14 protein-coding genes are annotated in these 15,413 nt (G+C 71.3%); 8 read left to right on the forward strand and 6 right to left on the reverse strand.

The genetic code is table 11. The features are described 5' to 3' along the window. Positions 1 to 54: 54 nt before the first annotated feature. Entirely contained in the window at positions 55 to 711 is a 657-nt protein-coding gene (locus tag ACGFIV_RS27580; RefSeq protein ID WP_358555562.1) for a TrkA family potassium uptake protein, read from the reverse strand. Further along, complete coding sequence (locus ACGFIV_RS27585) at positions 711 to 1,379, reverse strand: TrkA family potassium uptake protein (protein WP_358555559.1); 669 nt, start codon at positions 1,377 to 1,379, stop codon at positions 711 to 713. Before ACGFIV_RS27585 ends, ACGFIV_RS27580 begins: the two co-directional genes overlap by 1 nt. Positions 1,380 to 1,502: 123 nt before the next feature. Between ACGFIV_RS27585 and ACGFIV_RS27590 the strand changes: the two genes are divergently transcribed. From ACGFIV_RS27590 to ACGFIV_RS27605, 4 genes are all read left to right on the forward strand, one after another. Next, a complete protein-coding gene (locus tag ACGFIV_RS27590; RefSeq protein WP_358555556.1) occupies positions 1,503 to 3,533 on the forward strand; it encodes an APC family permease in 2,031 nt (676 codons plus the stop codon). 14 nt (positions 3,534 to 3,547) lie between these two features. After that, positions 3,548 to 4,795 (forward strand): class I SAM-dependent RNA methyltransferase, encoded by a 1,248-nt coding sequence (locus ACGFIV_RS27595; RefSeq protein ID WP_392838124.1) that lies wholly within the window; start codon positions 3,548 to 3,550, stop codon positions 4,793 to 4,795. 100 nt (positions 4,796 to 4,895) lie between these two features. Next, a complete protein-coding gene (locus tag ACGFIV_RS27600; RefSeq protein ID WP_392838125.1) occupies positions 4,896 to 5,324 on the forward strand; it encodes a nuclear transport factor 2 family protein in 429 nt (142 codons plus the stop codon). 181 nt (positions 5,325 to 5,505) lie between these two features. Then, a complete protein-coding gene (locus tag ACGFIV_RS27605; RefSeq protein ID WP_358555547.1) occupies positions 5,506 to 5,703 on the forward strand; it encodes a transposase in 198 nt (65 codons plus the stop codon). 73 nt (positions 5,704 to 5,776) lie between these two features. On the opposite strand, the gene ligD is transcribed toward ACGFIV_RS27605, so the two are convergent. Beyond that, positions 5,777 to 6,811, reverse strand: a complete 1,035-nt coding sequence (gene ligD, locus ACGFIV_RS27610) for a non-homologous end-joining DNA ligase (protein WP_358555544.1) — start codon at positions 6,809 to 6,811, stop codon at positions 5,777 to 5,779. Positions 6,812 to 6,898: 87 nt separating this feature from the next. Between ligD and ACGFIV_RS27615 the strand changes: the two genes are divergently transcribed. The 3 genes from ACGFIV_RS27615 to ACGFIV_RS27625 all read left to right on the forward strand — a co-directional run bounded on the left by ACGFIV_RS27615 (position 6,899) and on the right by ACGFIV_RS27625 (position 11,922). Then, positions 6,899 to 7,822, forward strand: a complete 924-nt coding sequence (locus tag ACGFIV_RS27615; protein WP_358555541.1) for an LLM class F420-dependent oxidoreductase — start codon at positions 6,899 to 6,901, stop codon at positions 7,820 to 7,822. Between the two features lie 97 nt (positions 7,823 to 7,919). Continuing rightward, the gene (locus ACGFIV_RS27620; protein WP_358555538.1) at positions 7,920 to 9,416 is read left to right on the forward strand and encodes a 3' terminal RNA ribose 2'-O-methyltransferase Hen1; all 1,497 of its coding nucleotides are present in this window, start codon (positions 7,920 to 7,922) and stop codon (positions 9,414 to 9,416) included. Then, entirely contained in the window at positions 9,409 to 11,922 is a 2,514-nt protein-coding gene (locus ACGFIV_RS27625; protein ID WP_392838126.1) for a polynucleotide kinase-phosphatase, read from the forward strand. The genes ACGFIV_RS27620 and ACGFIV_RS27625 overlap by 8 nt, the downstream gene beginning before the upstream one ends. Positions 11,923 to 11,991: 69 nt before the next feature. On the opposite strand, the gene ACGFIV_RS27630 is transcribed toward ACGFIV_RS27625, so the two are convergent. The 3 genes from ACGFIV_RS27630 to ACGFIV_RS27640 all read right to left on the reverse strand — a co-directional run bounded on the left by ACGFIV_RS27630 (position 11,992) and on the right by ACGFIV_RS27640 (position 14,156). Beyond that, the gene (locus ACGFIV_RS27630) at positions 11,992 to 12,588 is read right to left on the reverse strand and encodes a DUF6879 family protein (RefSeq protein WP_358562385.1); all 597 of its coding nucleotides are present in this window, start codon (positions 12,586 to 12,588) and stop codon (positions 11,992 to 11,994) included. A 299-nt stretch (positions 12,589 to 12,887) separates the two neighbouring features. Next, positions 12,888 to 13,412: a DUF1707 domain-containing protein gene (locus ACGFIV_RS27635; protein ID WP_358560300.1), complete on the reverse strand. Its 525-nt coding sequence runs from the start codon at positions 13,410 to 13,412 to the stop codon at positions 12,888 to 12,890. Positions 13,413 to 13,418: 6 nt separating this feature from the next. Beyond that, positions 13,419 to 14,156 carry a PadR family transcriptional regulator gene (locus tag ACGFIV_RS27640; RefSeq protein WP_358560298.1) on the reverse strand — a complete coding sequence of 246 codons (738 nt, stop codon included), beginning with the start codon at positions 14,154 to 14,156 and terminating at the stop codon, positions 13,419 to 13,421. 437 nt (positions 14,157 to 14,593) lie between these two features. Between ACGFIV_RS27640 and ACGFIV_RS27645 the strand changes: the two genes are divergently transcribed. Beyond that, positions 14,594 to 15,325 (forward strand): metal-dependent hydrolase, encoded by a 732-nt coding sequence (locus tag ACGFIV_RS27645; RefSeq protein WP_358560296.1) that lies wholly within the window; start codon positions 14,594 to 14,596, stop codon positions 15,323 to 15,325. The last annotated feature ends 88 nt before the right edge of the window (positions 15,326 to 15,413 follow it).

Raw genomic sequence — 15,413 nt, forward strand, 5'->3', positions numbered from 1 at the left:
CGAACACGGCGGCGCCGGGGCCCCTCAGGGACCCCGGCGCTTCCGCGTCCGTACTCAGGGGGCGAGAAGGTGGGCGAGCTCCTCCTCGACCTCCTGGCTGGCCACGAACAGCAGTTCGTCGCCGGCCTCCAGGGGGTCGTCGTCGGAGGGCACCAGCACCCGGCCCTCGCGAAGGATCGCGACCAGGGCCGAATCCTGCGGCCACGGCACAGAACCGGCCCGCTGGCCGACCACCGGGGCGTCCTCGGGAAGGGTGAGCTCCACCAGGTTGGCCTGGCCCTGCCGGAACGTCATCAGCCGCACCAGGTCGCCGACGCTGACGGCCTCCTCGACCAGGGCCGAGAGCAGGCGCGGGGTGGAGACCGCGACGTCCACGCCCCACGACTCGTTGAACAGCCACTCGTTCTTCGGGTGGTTGATGCGGGCCACCACGCGCGGGACGCCGTACTCGGTCTTGGCCAGCAGTGAGACGACCAGGTTGACCTTGTCGTCGCCGCTCGCGGCGATCATCACGTGACAGTTGTTGAGCCCGGCCTCGTCGAGCGAGGAGATCTCGCACGCGTCGGCGAGCAGCCACTCGGCCCGGGGCACACTGTCGATCTTGATGGCCCTGGGGTCGACGTCGATGAGCAGGACCTCGTGGCCGTTCTCCAGCAGCTCCGCCGCGATGGACCGGCCTACCGCCCCCGCGCCCGCGATCGTGACGCGCATCAGTTGGACTCCTCCTCGGGCGCCGCGGACAGCACCTTGTTGATCCGGTCCATGTCGTTGTCACCGGCGATCATGTGGAGGATGTCGCCCTCCTGGAGCACCGTCTCCCCCTTGGGCAGCAGGGCCTCGCCCATGCGGTTGAGGAAGGCGACGCGGGCGCCCGCGGCCTCCTCCAGCTTGCGGGTGCGGCTGCCGATCCAGCCGGAGTGGTAGGCGACCTCGGCCAGTATGACCACGCCGGTCGGGTCGCGCCAGAGCGGCTCGGCGCCCTCGGGGAGCACCCGCCGCAGGATCTGGTCGGCCGTCCACCGCACGGTCGCGACCGTGGGGATGCCCAGCCGCTGGTAGACCTCGGCGCGCCGGGAGTCGTAGATGCGGGCGACGACGTTGTCGACGCCGAACGTCTCGCGCGCGACACGCGCGGAGATGATGTTCGAGTTGTCGCCGCTGCTCACCGCGACGTACGCGGCGGCCGACTCGATGCCGGCCTCCTCAAGGACGTCCCTGTCGAAGCCGATGCCGGTGACCCGGCGCCCGCGGAAGCCCGCTCGCAGGCGCCTGAACGCCTGCGGGTCCCTGTCGATGATGGCGACCGAGTGGCCGCTGTCCTCGAGGATGTGAGCGAGGGTCGAACCGACCCGGCCGCATCCCATGATGACGATATGCATGCTCCCCCGCCGTTGGCTTTGAGGCGGCAACTCCTGGACCTTATACAGCTACGAGAGCAAGTATGGCCGGTTCTGGCGGCATCATGTGAGGAGCACCTGACCTGAGGACTAGCATCGTCACTCGTGGTGAAGGTTGCAGATCTGGTCAAGCGACTACTCGTGGGGCGCGCGCTCCGAAGTGCCCAGGCACACGAGCAGTTGCTGCCAAAGCGCATCGCGCTGCCGGTGTTCGCCAGCGACGCTCTGTCATCGGTGGCGTACGCCCCGCAGGAGATCTTGATTACGCTCGGTATCGCCGGCCTCGCGGCCTACCACTTCACCCCCTGGATCGCCCTCGCGGTCGTGGTGATCCTTCTCACGGTGGTCGCGTCGTACCGGCAGAACGTCCGGGCCTACACCAGCGGCGGCGGTGACTTCGAGGTCGCGACCGAGAACCTCGGGTCCAACTACGGGCTGGTGGTCGCCAGCGCGCTCATGGTCGACTACGTGCTCACCGTGGCCGTCTCGGTCTCCTCGGGCGTGGAGAACCTCGGGGCGGCGCTGCCCTTCCTCGCCGACCACAAGGTCGCCGCGGCGGTGGCGATCGTCGCCGTGCTGACCGTGCTGAACCTGCGGGGCATCAGGGAGTCGGGCCTGGCGTTCGCCGTCCCCACCTACGCCTTCATGATCAGCGTGTTCGGCCTGATGATCTGGGGTGGCGTGCGGCTCGCGCTCGGCACCGACCTGAGGGCTCCCTCGGCCGACTACACGGTCACCGGTGAGAGCGTCGGCGTCGGCGGCTTCGCCCTGATCTTCCTGCTGCTGCGCGCGTTCTCCTCCGGCTGCGCCGCGCTGACCGGCGTGGAGGCCATCAGCAACGGCGTGCCGGCGTTCAGGAAGCCCAAGGGGAAGAACGCCGCGAACACCCTGCTGGCGCTGGGCGTGCTGGCCGCGACGATGTTCGCCGGCATCACCGCCCTGGCGTTCGTCACCGACGCCAAGTTCGCCGACCCCTCGCAGGGCAGTTCGCTCGTCGACAAGACGGGCCACGTGGTCGCCAACCCCGGTCCCGTGATCGCCCAGGTCGCGCAGACCGTCTTCAGCAACTTCACCCCGGCCTTCTACGTCATCACGGCCATGACGGCGCTGATCCTCGTGCTGGCCGCCAACACCGCCTTCAACGGCTTCCCGGTGCTGGCGTCGGTGCTCGCCCAGAACCGCTACCTGCCCCGCCAGCTCCACACGCGCGGCGACCGGCTGGCCTTCAGCAACGGCATCGTCATCCTCGCGACCATGGCGGGGCTGCTGATCTACGCCTTCGAGGCCGAGACCACCCGCCTGGTCCAGCTCTACATCGTCGGCGTCTTCGTGTCGTTCACGATCAGCCAGGTCGGCATGGTCCGGCACTGGAACCGCCTGCTCCGCACCGAGACCGACGCCAAGAAGCGCGCGCAGATGCTGCGGTCGCGGGTGATCAACGCGTTCGGCGCCACGGTGACCGGCCTGGTGCTGGTCGTGGTGCTGGTCACGAAGTTCACCCACGGGGCCTGGATCGCCTGTGCCGCCATGGCCGTGCTGTTCGTGATGATGCGCGGCATCCGGCGCCACTACGACAACGTGGCGGCCGAGCTGGTCGTCCCGGACGACATGCAGACCGACGAGTCGATGCTCCCCGCCAGGAACCACGCCATCGTGCTCCTGTCCAAGATCCACAAGCCGACGCTCCGGGCTCTCGCGTACGCCAGGGCCACCCGTCCCTCGACGCTGGAGGCCATCAGCGTCGGCGTCGACACCGACGAGGCCAGGCAGCTCCAGCTCGACTGGGAGGAGCGCGGCATCCCGGTGCCGCTCAAGATCCTCGACTCGCCCTACCGGGAGATCACCCGCCCGGTGCTCGAATACGTCAAGAGCCTGCGCCGCCGTTCCCCCCGCGACGTCGTCACCGTCTTCATCCCCGAGTATGTCGTCGGCCACTGGTGGGAACACCTGCTTCACAACCAGAGCGCGCTGCGGCTGAAGGGCCGCCTGCTCTTCCAGCCCGGCGTGATGGTCACCAGCGTGCCGTGGCAGCTCGCGTCCTCCGACCGGCTCAGGGGCCGGCCGGAGTCGTTCGCCCCGGGCTCGGTACGCCGGCCGTACGCTGTGGCACGTAAGGATGACCAGGTCAAAAATTGAGCGGGGGGACCGAGGTGCCGATCGAACTGAACGTGGAGCGCGTCGCCAACGGTGGATGGTGTGTCGCCAGACACGATGGCCGGGTGGTCTTCGTCCGCCACGCTCTGCCCGGCGAGCGCGTCCTGGCCGAGGTGACCGGGGAGACGACGCGCTTCCTGCGGGCCGACGCGGTCGAGATCCTCGACCCGTCCCCCGACCGGGTCACGCCGCCGTGCCCGTTCGCCGGGCCGGGCCGGTGCGGCGGCTGCGACTGGCAGCACGCCACCCTTCCCGCCCAGCGCCGCTTCAAGGCCGAGGTCGTCACCGAGCAGCTTCAACGGCTCGCCGGCATCGAGATGAAGGTCGACGTCGAGGAGCTCCCCGGCTCCCCGGACGGCCTGGGCTGGCGCACCCGCGTCCAGTTCGCCGTCACCCCCGACGGCGTGCCCGGCCTGCGCCGCCACCGCTCCCACGAGATCGAGCCGGTCGACGCCTGCCTCATCGCCCACCCCGAGGTCGAGCGCATGGGCGCCGAGCGCAGGAACTGGCGGGGCGCCTCCAGCGTGGAGGCGATCGCGACGTCCACGGGGGAGCGGGCCGCCGTGGTCTCCCCGAAGCCCCACCGTACGGTCGCGGTGCCCGATCTGGACGCGGACGCCTACGTCCTCGTCGACGAGGGCCGGGGGCACGCGCGGGCCGTACGGGGCCGTACGGCGCTCACCGAGCGGGTCGGCGACCGCGATTTCCAGGTCACCGGCAGCGGCTTCTGGCAGGTGCATCCCGGGGCCCCCGCCACGCTTCTCGACGCGGTCCTGGAGTTCGCCGCCGTACGTCCAGGCGACTGGGCGCTCGACCTCTACTGCGGCGTCGGGCTGTTCGCGGCCGGGCTCGCCGAGGCGGTCGGGCCTGAGGGCGCGGTCCTCGGCATCGAGTTCGAGGCGCGAGCGGTGCAGGACGCCCGTCACAACCTGCGCGACCTTCCGCAGGCGCGCATCGAGCGGGGCCGGGTGGAGGACGCCCTCGACCGGCTCGGGGTCGAACGGGCCGACGTGGTCGTGGTCGACCCGCCGCGCACCGGGCTCGGCCGTGAGGTGGTCCACCGCGTCGCAGGCCTGGACGCCGCCCGCGTCGTCTACGTCTCCTGCGACCCGGCCACCCTGGCGCGCGACCTCGCCTGGTTCGCCGAACGCGGCTACCCCACGGTCGACATCCGCGTCTTCGACGCCTTCCCGATGACCCACCACGTCGAGACCGTCGTCCTCCTCACCAAGGACGTGATCTGACCGGCCCGAGGCGTCGGCGCCCGTCCTCGCCTTCGGCTCGGGCCGTGCTTCCTCCCCTGGGCCGGGCCCGTCGGCCGTCGGCTCTGGGACGATCGTCTCCATGAGACCTCAGGAGGACGACGTGACGGCGAACTCCCGGACGGAGCCACAGGCCCAGGCGCATGCGGACGCGGTCGACGCCTTCATCGCCGCGGCCAACTCCGACGACCCGGCGCGGCGGGCCGATCTGCTCAGCCGCGCGCTCGCACCGGGCGTGATGTTCTGGGGCCCGATCGGCCGCGGCGTCGGGCGCGGCGCGGTGGAGGACTTCATCACCGAAGTGGTGCAGAGCTATCGGGCGGGCGGGTGCCGGCTGGTGCGTACGACCTCGGTCGACGCGCCGCACGAGTGGGGCCGGTTCGGCTGGCGCTTCGAGGCGGCCGACGGCGGCACCGTGCTGTCGGGCACCGACATGGTGCACCTCACGGCCGCCGGTGACATCGACGAGATCGTGGTCTTCGCCGGGCCGCTGCGGCCTGGGGATCTTTAGGCGGCGGCCGGGACGTCTACGCCGGCGAGTTCGAGTTCGGCCTCGACCTCATCCTCGACGGCCTGGAGAGAGCCCGCCACACCTGACCACCGGCGGTCCTGGCCTCCCGCTCAGGCAAGCGGTGCTCGATGAGCTGGTGGGTTTTGCATGCATTTGACCTGCGGTTTCTTATCATTCCGGCATGTCGCGATGGGTAGGGGGCAACGGGTACGAGGTCGAGCCGATCAGGCTCGACGGCCGGACGCGGCTGCGGGTCCGCCAGCACGGGATCGTGGTCGCCTACTGCCGGTCGGTGGCCGAGGTCGCTAAGTACGTCGACCTGGACGAGCTCGTCGAGCTCGTCAGCCTGCCCTCCGCGGCGGCCCGCCGTCGCGGGTGACGATCAGGGCGACCTCCGCGAAGCGGTGACGATCGCCCGATCCGCCGCATCGCGCCCGTCACGGGTGCGACGGTCAGCCGGCGAGCTGGGGCGGGTCCCCTTCGCGGGTGACGTCGGGTCCGCGAGCCGGGAACGGTTCGGGCTCGCGGACGATGTCCTCTGGGGACTTGTCGTCGCGCAGGCCACGCCAGGACGGGTGACGGAGCCTTCCGTCACCCGTCCACTCCGCGTACTGCACCTCGCCCACCAGCACCGGCTCCACCCAGCGGGCGTCCCTGGCCTGCTCGCGCGGCACCGGGGCGTCGAACGGCGGGGTGTCCCGCGCCAGCGGGGCGAGGACCGCGCCCAGCTCCCTGAGCGTCTCCTCGGTGAACCCGGTGCCGACGTTGCCCGCGTAGACGAGCCGGCCGCCCTCGTGGACGCCGAGGAGCAGAGAGCCGATCGTCGACGACCGCCGGCCCCGCCCCGGCGCCCAGCCCCCGATCACGACCTCCTGCGCCCGGAAGTTCTTGACCTTGGTCCACTCCGGGGATCTCCTGCCCGGCCGGTACGGCGACCGCAGCCGCTTGGAGACGATCCCCTCCATGCCGAGCCGGCGGCTCAGCCCGAGGGCGTGGGTGCCGTCGTCGCGGAACCAGGCCGGCACCTGCCAGCGGGCCCCCGCCGACACGATGTCCTCAAGCAGCTCCCTGCGCCGCACGTACGGAAGGGCTATGACGGGCTCGGTGCCGATGTGCAGGATGTCGAACAGCATGTACGTCACCGGGATGCTCTGGGCGAGCTTGCGCACGCGCTCCTCGCGCCGCTGGTGCATGCGGGGCTGGAGCGCCGAGAAGCTCGGGCGGCCCGCCTCGTCGAAGGCGACGATCTCCCCGTCGAGCACGACATCGTGCCCGCCGACCGCGCCCGCCAGCGCGTACAGCTCGGGGTAGGCGACCGTGACCTCCTTGCCGCTGCGGGAGATGAGCCTCAGGGCGGAGTTCTCGATGTACGCGAGGGCGCGCACGCCGTCCCACTTCATCTCGTGGCCCCAGGCGTCGTCCTCGCCCGGCGCTGGGAGCGGTCCCAGCTGGGCGAGCATCGGTGTGTAGGCAGGAAGTCCTCCCATGGGCGCTTTCTTACCCACTGCAGAGATACCTGCGAACCCCTGCACCACCCCGAAGATTGATTCTGCAGTGACGGGATAATGAGTCGTATGAGATTAAGGATCTTCACCGAGCCCCAGCAGGGGGCCGGCTACGAGGACCAGCTCCAGGTGGCGCGGGCCGCCGAGCGCCTCGGATATGACGCGTTCTTCCGTTCCGACCACTACCTTCGCATGGACGACGGCGACCCAGGACCCGGCCCGACCGACTCCTGGGTGACGCTCGGCGCGCTCGCGCGCGAGACCGAGACCATCCGCCTCGGCACGCTGGTCACGGCCGCGACCTTCCGGCTGCCCGGACCGCTGGCGATCAGCGTCGCGCAGGTCGACCAGATGAGCGGGGGGCGCGTGGAGTTCGGCTTCGGCACGGGCTGGTTCGACGCGGAGCACAAGGCGTACGGCATCCCGTTCCCGCCGCTCGGGGAGCGTTTCGCGCGCTTCGAGGAGCAGCTGGAGATCGTCACCGGGCTGTGGACCACCAAGCCGGGCGACACGTACTCCTTCGAGGGCGCGTACTACCGGCTCGCCGACTCCCCGGCGCTGCCCAAGCCCGCCCAGGACCCACGCCCGCCGGTGATCATCGGCGGTACGGGCGCCAAGCGGACGCCCCGCATCGCCGCGAAGTTCGCCGACGAGTACAACGTGCCCTTCGCCGGCCTGGACGAGACCGCCGCCGCGTACGTCCGGGTGCGGGAGGCGTGCGAGGCGGCCGGCCGCTACTCGATCGTCATGTCGGCCGCGCAGGTCGTGTGCGTCGGCCGCGACGAGGCCGAGATCGCCCGCCGGGCGGCGGCGATCGGCCGCGAGGTCTCCGAGCTGCGGGAGAACGGCCTCGCGGGCACGCCGGAGGAGGTCCTGGACAAGATCGGCACGTTCGCCGGGGCCGGCACCGAGCGGCTGTACCTTCAGGTGCTCGACCTGTCGGATATCGACCACCTGGAGCTGATCGCGGCGGAGATCATGCCGCACATCTGATCCTGGCGCCCCCGGGCGAGGGCGGTGGGCCCGGCCGGACGGCGGGGCCGCCAAACCGGTGGCCCGTGCGGTGGCCTATAGGGAAAAATCGGGCAGCGTGCTCCTGACCATCTCGACGACCACGCGGCCGGCCACCGATCTCGGCTTCCTGCTCCACAAGCACCCGGACCGCGTCCAGGAGTTCGGGCAGTCGTTCGGCGTGGCCCGGGTGTTCTACCCCGAGGCCACCGAGGAACGCTGTACGGCCGCGCTCATGGTCGAGGTGGACCCCATCCGGCTGGTGCGCTCGCGCGGCACATCCTCGCCCGGCTTCAGCCTGGGCCAGTACGTCAACGACCGCCCGTACGCGGCCTCCTCGATGCTGGCCGTCGCGCTCGCGGACGTCTTCAGGACGGCCCGCGCGGGGCACTGCGCCGCCAGGCCCGAGCTGGCGGCCGGGCCGATCGAGCTGGAGATCACGGTGCCCGCGCTGCCCTGCCGGGGCGGCCCGGAGCTCGCGCGGCGGCTGTTCGAGCCGCTCGGCTGGCAGGTGGAGGCGCAGGCGGTCCCGCTCGACGACGGGTTCCCCGAGTGGGGCGATTCGAGGTACGTGCGGCTCGTGCTGCGCGGGCCGGTGAGGCTGGCGGACGCCCTCAACCAGCTCTACGTCATGTTCCCGGTGCTCGACGACGCCAAGCACTACTGGCTGGCCTCCGACGAGGTCGACAAGCTGATCCGCGCGGGGGAGGGCTGGCTGGCGTCCCACCCGGAGCGCGGGCGGATCACGCGCCGCTACCTCGGCCGCCGCAGGAGCCTGACGAACACCGCCTTCGCCCGCCTGGCCGAGCTGGGCGACGACGTCGAGGAGGACCTGGAGCCTCCCATCGAGGAGGAGACCGCCGACCCGCCCACACCCGCCGACCCGCCCACACCCGCCGACCCTGTCGCGACAGCCGAGCCGCCCGCGCCCGCCGACCCCGCCGCGAGCGCGGAGGCGGAGTCCGACCGGTCCGCCCGCACGCCGCTCAACCTGCTGCGCAGGGAGGCGGTGGTCGAGGTGCTCACCGAGGCGCGGGCGCGTACGGTCATCGACCTCGGCTGCGGCTCCGGCGGGCTCGTCGGCGAACTGCTGGGGAACCCCGGGTTCGCCAGGGTCACCGGCGTGGACGTCTCGGCGCGTGCGCTCGCCGTGGCCGCGCGCCGCCTCAAGCTCGACCGGATGCCCGAAGCGCGGCGGGCCCGCCTGCACCTGTTCCAGGGCGCGCTCACCTACACCGACGAGCGGTTCGCCGGGTACGACGCGGCCGTGCTGATGGAGGTCGTGGAGCACGTCGACCCGCCCCGCCTGGCCGCACTGGAGCGCGTGGTCTTCGGCACCGCGAGGCCGGGCCTCGTGGTCGTGACGACGCCCAACAGCGAGTACAACGTCCGGTACGAGTTCCTGACCGGCATGCGCCACCCGGACCACCGGTTCGAGTGGACGCGCGCGGAGTTCGCCGCGTGGGCCGGGAGGGTCTGCGAGGAGTACGGCTACCGCGTGACGTACCGGCCGGTCGGCGGGGACGATCCAGAGGTCGGGCCGCCGACCCAGATGGGGGTGTTCGGCCGTGGCTGAGATCAGCGTGCCCAGGATGTCGCTCGTCCTGCTGGTGGGCGTGTCGGGAAGCGGCAAGTCGACGTTCGCCCGCAGGCACTTCCAGCCGACCCAGGTGATCTCCTCCGACTTCTGCCGGGGCCTGGTCGCCGACGACGAGAACGACCAGGAGTCGACCCCGGACGCCTTCGACGTCCTGCACTACATCGTCGGCACCCGGCTGCGCCGGGGGCTGTTCACCGTCGTGGACGCCACCAACGTCCAGTGGGAGGCCCGCAAGAAGCTCGTCGAGCTGGCGAAGAGCCACGACGTGCTCGTGGACGCGATCGTGCTGGACGTGCCCGAGGAGGTCGCGGTCGCCCGCAACGCCCTGCGTCCCGACAGGGACTTCGGCGCCCATGTGATCACCCGGCAGCGCAAGGACCTGCGGCGGTCGCTGTCCAAGATCTCCAGGGACGGCTTCCGGCGGGTGCACGTGCTCCGGGGCGAGGCCGTCGACGACGTCGCGATCACCTACGAGAAGGCCTGGACGGACCGGCGCGAGCTGACCGGTCCCTTCGACATCATCGGGGACGTTCACGGCTGCCGCTCGGAGCTGGAGACGCTGCTCACCGAGCTCGGATGGAAGCTCCACCGCGACGACGCGGGACGGCCCGTCGGGGCCGGGCACCCCGAGGGCAGGACCGCGGTCTTCGTCGGCGACCTCGTCGACCGCGGCCCCGACTCGCCCGGCGTCCTGCGGCTGGTCATGGGCATGGTGGCGGCGGGGACGGCGCTGTGCGTGTCCGGCAACCACGAGCAGAAGCTCGTACGGGCGCTGAACGGCCGCAAGGTCACGATCGCGCACGGGCTGGAGCGGTCTTTGGAGCAGCTCGGCCGCGAGCCGGAGGAGTTCCGTGAGGCGGCCAAGGCCTTCATGGACGGCCTGATCAGCCACTACCAGCTCGACGGAGGCGCCCTCGTGGTGGCCCACGCCGGGTTGAAGGAGGCCTACCACGGCCGCGCCTCAGGCCGGGTGCGCTCCTTCGCGCTCTACGGCGACACGACCGGGGAGACCGACGAGTACGGCCTGCCGGTGCGGTACCCGTGGGCCAAGGACTACCGGGGCCGCGCCATGGTCGTGTACGGCCACACGCCGGTCCCCGAGCCCGAGTGGGTCAACAACACGATCTGCCTGGACACCGGCTGCGTGTTCGGCGGGACGCTGACCGCCCTGCGCTACCCCGCGCGCGAGCTGGTCTCGGTCCCGGCCGAGCAGGTCTGGTACGAGCCCGCCCGCCCGATCGCCCCGGCCGCCCGGCGCGATCCCGGGCTGCTGGACATCGGCGACGTCCAGGGCACCCGGTACGTGGAGGTCCGCACCGGCGGCAAGATCAAGATCCGGGAGGAGAACTCCGCCGCCGCGCTGGAGATCATGAGCCGGTTCGCGGTCGACCCTCGCTGGCTGGTCTACCTGCCGCCGACCATGGCCCCGCCGCAGACCTCGTCGCTGGAGGGCCACCTGGAGCACCCCGCCGAGGCGTTCGAGGAGTTCCACAGGGCCGGGGTCACCGAGGTCGTGTGCGAGGAGAAGCACATGGGATCGCGGGCCGTCGTCGTGCTGACCCGCACCCCGGAGGCCGCCGCGGCGCGGTTCGGGGTGACCGACGGCACCTGCGGGACCGTGCACACCCGTACGGGCCGCCCGTTCTTCGACGAGCCCGCCCTGACGGCCGGGCTGGTCGACGGGCTGCGGGCGGCGGTGTCGGAGGCCGGGCTCTGGGAGGAGCTCGGCACCGAGTGGATGGTCCTCGACGCCGAGCTGCTGCCCTGGTCGGCGAAGGCCGGCGGCCTGATCCGGGAGCAGTACGCGTCGGTCGGGGCGGCGGCCCGCGCGGCCCTGCCCGAGGCGGTGGCGGCCCTGGAGGCGGCGGCCGGGCGCGGTCTGGACGTGGACGATCTTCTGGGTCGCACCCGGCGCCGCCTCGGCCACGCCGCCCGGTTCAGGGACGCCTACGCGCGGTACTGCTGGCCGGTTTCGGGTCTATCCGGCGTACGGCTGGCGCCGTTCCAGATCCTCGCGGTGGAGGGACGGGCGACGGCGGGGGAGGAGCCGCACTCATGGCACCTCGCGAGGCTGGAGCGCCTGAGGTCCGGCCTGATCACCCCGACCAGGCACGTCTTCGTCTCGCTGGAGTCGGAGGAGTCACGGGCTGCGGCCACCGCGTGGTGGACCTCGCTCACCGAGGCCGGGGGCGAGGGCATGGTCGTCAAGCCCGCGCACCCCGCGCCCGGCCGCGTGCAGCCGGGCGTGAAGGTGCGCGGGCGCGAGTACCTGCGGATCATCTACGGACCCGACTACACCGAGAGCCTGGACGTGCTGCGCCGCAGGTTCCTCGGCAGGAAGCGGTCACTGGCCCTTCGCGAGCACGCCCTTGGCCTTGAGTCGCTCGCGCGGCTGGCCGGAGGCGAGCCGCTCTGGCGGGTACACGAGGCCGTCTTCGCGGTCCTCGCCCTGGAATCCGAACCCGTCGACCCCCGGCTCTGAGCCGGCCCCGGCTCTGAGACGGAGGCGGGCGAGCCGGTCGCGCGCGGGCCGGCCAGGGAGGGGCCGGCGTCAGGAGACGAGCGGCCGTACGGCGGGCGCGGGCAGGGGGACGATCTCGCGCCGGTGGTAGGCCGCGAGCTCCTCGCCCTGCTCGTACAGCCCGATCAGGGCGGCGAGGCACGGCTCGACCACGTCGTGGTCGGTGATGCGGCGACCGCCGAGGTGGGTGCCGTCGGCGTCGTAGAGCACCTCGTACATGAGGGTGGACTCGAAGATCAGCAGCTCGGGGAGCGGGTTGTAACGCTCGAAGGGCCGGACGGCGGAGACCGGCACGACCCGGGCATGCTCCCCCGCCTCGACGCGGGCGGCGAGGACGTGCAGCTCCCACTGCATGTACGGCGTGATGGGCGGCTCGACGACGCGGACCCGCCGGAACTCGGCGTAGCCGTCGTACTCGGCGCGGAGCGAGCCGCGCGACTCGTCGACGAGCTGAAGGGAACGTTCCCAATCGCCCTCGGTCATCGCCACCCAGCTGGGCTCGTAGGGTTCGTAGAAGTTCTGCGCGCGTTCGAGCTTCCACACCACGCCGTCGGCGGTCTCGTAGGCCTCGCGGAACTCCGGTCCGTACACCTCCGGCGGCATGACCGCCGCCTTGGCTTCGCGCACCCGCTCGAAAACGTGGCAATCTAATTGATTGTCCGTTATCGGGACCATCGGCTACTCCTTGTTCGTGGGTGCGGAGCCCTCGGCGGTTCGCCACAGGGCCGGTGGGTAATCGCGGAGAACGTGCGCCACCATGCCCGGACCCACATGAACCGAAACCCGGGAACGGCGGCGGTCGGGAGACAGGCCGATCATGAAACGGTTGACTGGGAGCGTCAAGACCCAAATCGCACGCACGACAAGGCCGGGCGGACCGTGAAGGTCCGCCCGGCCAAGACGACTCGATGTGCCCTGAGGGGTCCTCAGCGGCGGCGCCCGAGGCGGGGATGGCGGAGATGGTGGCGGTGGTGCGCCAGCCTGATCAGGGTGAAGGCGAGCCCCACGAAGAACAGCACCTTCACCAGACCGAGCAGCGGCCCGGCCAAGCCGGTGACCACCGACGCGATGAGGATGAACGCGAGGACGAACAGGAAGACCGGGGGCCCGCCGTGGCGCCCGCGCCGCCGCTCGAACCGCTCGCGGCGCGCCGCGGCCCTCTCGGCCCTGTAAGCCATGTGGTGACCCCAGGAGGCGAGGTCGGCGTGCTGCGGCGGCGTCCAGCCGTCCGCCCGCGGCCGGGCGTACTCGACGGGGCGCCGCGAGGCCGGTCCGGGAAGGTCGGCCGTCATCTGCCGCAGGTCGCTCGCGGTGCGGGCGGCGAGGGCGGTGTCGAGTCGTTCGTCCAGTTCGGCGTGGGTGAGCCGGCCCTGCGCGAAGTGCTCGCGCAGGGCGGTCATCACCTCGTCGCGTTCCGCGTCACCGATCCGCAGATCGTCCCGCGAGGTCATCGAGGGTCACTCCTCCGAGGTGTCGCCGTCGGCCAGGATCTGGTAGAGCTTGCGCCGCGTCTCGGCCAAGATCTGCTTCGCCTGCCCGATTTGCCCGTCACTGCCAGTCTGCGCGATCTGGAAGAGCGCCGCGGCGGCCTGGCGCGACAAATCGAAGAGTTCGTGCACACCCTCGTCGACGTTCGGCGTCATGTCCTCCCAGGGGGCGCGCACCTCCTCGGGGTGCTCGCTCACGTAGGCGCGGCCGGCCTCGGTGAGCGTGAAGGTCTTGCGGCCGTCGGTCTCCTCGGCGCGCACCAGGCCCTCGTCGGTGAGCTGCTGCAGCGCCGGGTAGACCGCGCCGGGGCTCGGCTTCCAGCCTCCCTCGCTGCGCTGGGCGATCTCCTGGATCACCTGGTAGCCGTTGCGCGGCTCCTCGGCCAGCAGGGCCAGGATGGCGGCGCGGACGTCGCCCCGCTTGGCCTTGCGGCCGCCCCTGCCGAACGGCGGGCGCCCGCCGCCGAACCCGAAACCGGGCCCGAACGGGCCGCGCCCGAAGTCCCAGCCGAAAGGCCCCGGCCCCCGATGCCCCCGGAAACGGCGCTCGCGGCCCTCTTCGTCGCGCGGGTGGCCCTGGGGGCCGTGGTGGTGCCCGTGGTGCCCCTGCTGCCAGGCGGAGGCCATGGAGCCGAGCGCGGCCAGCGCGGCGCCCTTGATGGCACGCGGGTCGGGCAGCGCGCCTCCGATCGGATACGTGTGGGTCATTGACTTTCCCCCTTGCAAGTGGCGATCGACTTTCGATCGTTCTCGATGCCTCAAAGATATATCGAGAACATTCTGGGACGCAACCCCTCGTCAAGAAGAAGTCATGTCGCGAATGCCCGGCGGGGCGGGCGTACGCACGGCGGACCCGCCCGGGGCGCGGCGGGACCGTGAGCAATCTCGAAGAAGTGACGCAGATCACGCGAGGACGGGAACAGACATCGAGATCCGAGCGTTATCAGGTTTCGGACGGGATCGTTCTGCTCTGAGAGGGCTGGGGGGTGCTCTTGGAGCGGAACGGTCCCGTCTGCTTTCGCCTCCACCTCACGAGCCCTTGACCTGGCGCGACTCCGGACGGTGGCGACACGCCGCCCGGTTACCGAGAGGGTTCCGCCGGATGGGGGAGATTTTGCCGTAGGGTGCCCGATCGTGATCTACGCATGATGGGGCATACCCACGCGCTGAGCGGCGCCGCCGCCTGGCTGCTCATCGCGCCCGGGCTCACGGCGCTTCCCGCTCTCGGAGGACTCGCGGGCGAGCTGACGCCCGTGGTGGCCAACGTGCTCTCGCCCGGCGAGCTGATCGCCGGGGCCCTGGTCTGCGCGGGCGCGGCGATGCTCCCCGATCTCGACCACCCGCACGCCACGATCGCCCAGACGTTCGGCCCGGCCACCTGGGTGCTCAGCAAGGCGTTCAACTGGGCCAGCGGGGGCCACCGGCACGCCACCCATTCGCTGCTGTTCGCCATCGCCGCCGGCGCCGGCTCCCACCTGCTGGCCGATCGTTACGCGATCGGCCGCGACATCGTGGTCATCCTGATGATCGGGCTGGCGCTGCGGTCGATCGGCATCGGCGTCCCCGGCAAGACCATCACCTCGGCCCTGGTGAACATCGGCCTGACCGCGGGGACGTTCATCCTGTTCCACTCCCGCGACGTGGGCTACCTCTGGCTGGGCCTCGCCGTCGCGGTCGGATGCCTCGCCCACGTGGTCGGCGACTGCCTGACCGAGCGCGGATGCCCGGTGCTGTGGCCGATGAGGCACCGGTGGGTCCTGCCCTACCGCATCGGGATCAAGACCGGCCAGGCGTTCGAGATCAAGATTCTCGGCCCTGTGCTCTCGGTCGTCGTGATAGGCCTGCTGGCGGCACGCCTCATGCCCGCGTCCACCTGACGGCCTACCAGAGGGTAACTTGATGTCGAGATACCTGAGGGATATCTTGATATCGAGAGATCTGTCCTGCCCAAGGTGGTTAGGGCAG

Origin of the sequence: Sphaerisporangium sp. NPDC049003, assembly GCF_043197795.1 — a bacterium.
Lineage (GTDB): Bacteria > Actinomycetota > Actinomycetes > Streptosporangiales > Streptosporangiaceae > Sphaerisporangium.